Origin of the sequence: Candidatus Erwinia dacicola (assembly GCF_001756855.1) — a bacterium.
Classification (GTDB): domain Bacteria; phylum Pseudomonadota; class Gammaproteobacteria; order Enterobacterales; family Enterobacteriaceae; genus Erwinia; species Erwinia dacicola.
Genome location: NZ_MAYS01000201.1, coordinates 1 through 2075 on the forward strand (window position 1 = coordinate 1; position 2075 = coordinate 2075).

General features: G+C 53.6%; 4 protein-coding genes. 3 read left to right on the forward strand and 1 reads right to left on the reverse strand.

Annotation, left to right across the window (positions count from 1 at the left end):
• Nucleotides 1-584, forward strand: a 584-nt coding sequence (locus BBW68_RS06270) for a DDE-type integrase/transposase/recombinase (RefSeq protein WP_070134465.1), incomplete at its 5' end; no start/stop codon positions are given.
• A 76-nt stretch (nucleotides 585-660) separates the two neighbouring features.
• Here the strand turns inward: BBW68_RS06270 and nadE are convergent.
• On the reverse strand, nucleotides 661-1488 hold the full coding sequence (gene nadE / locus BBW68_RS06275; protein WP_070134466.1) for an ammonia-dependent NAD(+) synthetase: 828 nt from the start codon (nucleotides 1486-1488) through the stop codon (nucleotides 661-663).
• 257 nt (nucleotides 1489-1745) lie between these two features.
• Between nadE and BBW68_RS20155 the strand changes: the two genes are divergently transcribed.
• Together BBW68_RS20155 and BBW68_RS16035 are read left to right on the forward strand one after the other, a co-directional pair.
• A complete protein-coding gene (locus BBW68_RS20155) occupies nucleotides 1746-1880 on the forward strand; it encodes a hypothetical protein (protein ID WP_276325376.1) in 135 nt (44 codons plus the stop codon).
• The coding region (locus BBW68_RS16035) for a helix-turn-helix domain-containing protein (RefSeq protein WP_148127558.1) at nucleotides 1877-2075 on the forward strand (199 nt) is incomplete at its 3' end. The genes BBW68_RS20155 and BBW68_RS16035, both read left to right, overlap by 4 nt.

A 2075-nucleotide genomic window follows, 5' to 3' on the forward strand; every position in this document is an offset into this window, starting at 1 on the left:
ACGTCCTAAGACTCTACCATGCCAAAAACGTGTATTACCGCATCATGCGTCAGAATGTGCTGCTGCTTGAGCGTAAACCGGAAATACCGCCATCGAAGCGGGCGCATACAGGGAAAGTGGCCGTTGGAGAAAGTAACCAGCGGTGGTGCTTTGACGGCTTCGAGTTCAGCTGTGATAACGGTGAAAAATTGCGGGTAACGTTCACGCTGGACTGCTGTGACAGAGAGGCCATAGACTGGGCGGCAAGCACCGGAGGCTACGACAATTCGACGGTGCAGGATGTGATGCTGAGGTCGGTGGAAAAGCGCTTCGGCGACAGGTTGCCGGACACACCGGTGCAGTGGCTGACGGATAATGGTTCAGCGTATACCGCGCATGAAACGAGGAAGTTTGCCAGAGAGCTGAACCTAGAGCCCTGTACAACAGCGGTGAGTAGCCCACAGAGTAATGGCATGGCCGAACGGTTTGTGAAAACGATGAAGGAATACTATATCGCGTTCATGCCAAAACCGGAGGTGAGGACAGCCCTGCGAAACCTTGCAGCAGCGTTCACGCATCATAATGAAAACCATCCGCACAGTTAATTTAAGATACAAAAGCTGTCTGGAGATGACGGGTTAAGATCACCGATCGAAAAATAGGACCGGCCCCTACAGGCTGTTAATGTTTCCAGAAATCGTCAAACACCGTGATCGGTGGGCGGCGTTTATGTTCGGTTTTCAGATACCAGTTCTCGACGGTTTTCGCTGCCGCCGGGTCGATAGTTTGCCCTTCCAGATAGCGGTCGATCATCTCATAGGTCACACCCAGCTCCACTTCATCCTGCAGGCCCGGGCGATCGTCTTCGAGGTCGGCCGTTGGATGCTTCAGATAGAGGTGCTCCGGGCATCCCAGCGCTTTCAGCAGCTGCTTACCCTGACCTTTATGCAAGCGGAAGATCGGATTGATATCGGTGCCGCCATCGCCGTATTTGGTAAAGAAGCCGGTGACGGCTTCCGCCGCGTGGTCGGTGCCGACTACCACGCCGGAGGTCATACTGGCAATGTTGTACTGGGTTTTCATGCGCTCGCGCGCTTTATCGTTGCCGCGAATAAAATCGGAAAGCGTCATTCCGGCATCGTGCAGCGCCTGCTCGCTGGCCTGTACCGCTGCCTTGATGTTCACCGTCAGCACGCGGTCTGGCTGAATAAACGCAATGGCATCCTGGCAGTCCTGCTCATCGAGCTGTACGCCGTGCGGCAGGCGCACCGCGATAAAATAGTAGCTGCTATCGCCGGTTTCGGCCCGCAGTTCGTTAATGGCGATCTGGCACAGTTTACCTGTCAGGGTAGAGTCCTGACCGCCGCTGATGCCCAGCACCAGCGATTTCAGGAACGGATACGTTTTTAGATAGGATTTGAGAAATTCAACGCTGGTGCGAATTTCTGCCTGAGCATCAATAGTGGGCTTGACGCCCAGCGCCGCGATAATGTCCTGTTGCAGAGCCATTTACTTCTCCTCATTTTCAACGCCTACTGGTGGCGACCGTGTGCAATTTATCTGTTTAAGCTAACGCGCCCGGGGCGAAACCACAACAATCAATACACAACAATCAATACGTTACTGTCTGCACCGGGTCTGATGAGTTATGGTCATTTTTGGTGTATGGGGATTTGAAGAAGGTGGCGTATCTGTAGTGGCACACTGATACAGGCCACCTGATCGGAAGGTGATATTCTCACCTTCCCAACACCACAGGTGACCCAATGGCTAAACATTTCACGCCGGAATTTAAGCTCGAAGCGGCGAAGTTAGTTGTCGACCACGGCTATACCTGTCGCTACCGATGTAAATCTGACCCACCCAGGGTAAAAATGGCAGTTTTAAGGCACTGCCAATGATGACATTGGAGACCAGAGTGGAGATGAGTGTTTTACACCGTCAGGGCATGTCGATACGCGCCATCGCGCGCCAGCTTTCATGCTCTCGTGAGACCGTTCGCAGATATATCCGTAGCCCGCTGCCCGTAGCGGATATCCGCTACAAGCCACGCGCACCCAGACCCTGCAAGCTTGACCCGTTCAAGCCCTATATCC

What these genes read in the sequence shown, in the direction of transcription:
- nadE (WP_070134466.1), bottom strand. Translation starts at nt 1,488, where the DNA reads ATGGCTCTGCAACAGGACATTATCGCGGCGCTGGGCGTCAAGCCCACT.
- BBW68_RS20155 (WP_276325376.1), top strand. Translation starts at nt 1,746, where the DNA reads ATGGCTAAACATTTCACGCCGGAATTTAAGCTCGAAGCGGCGAAGTTA.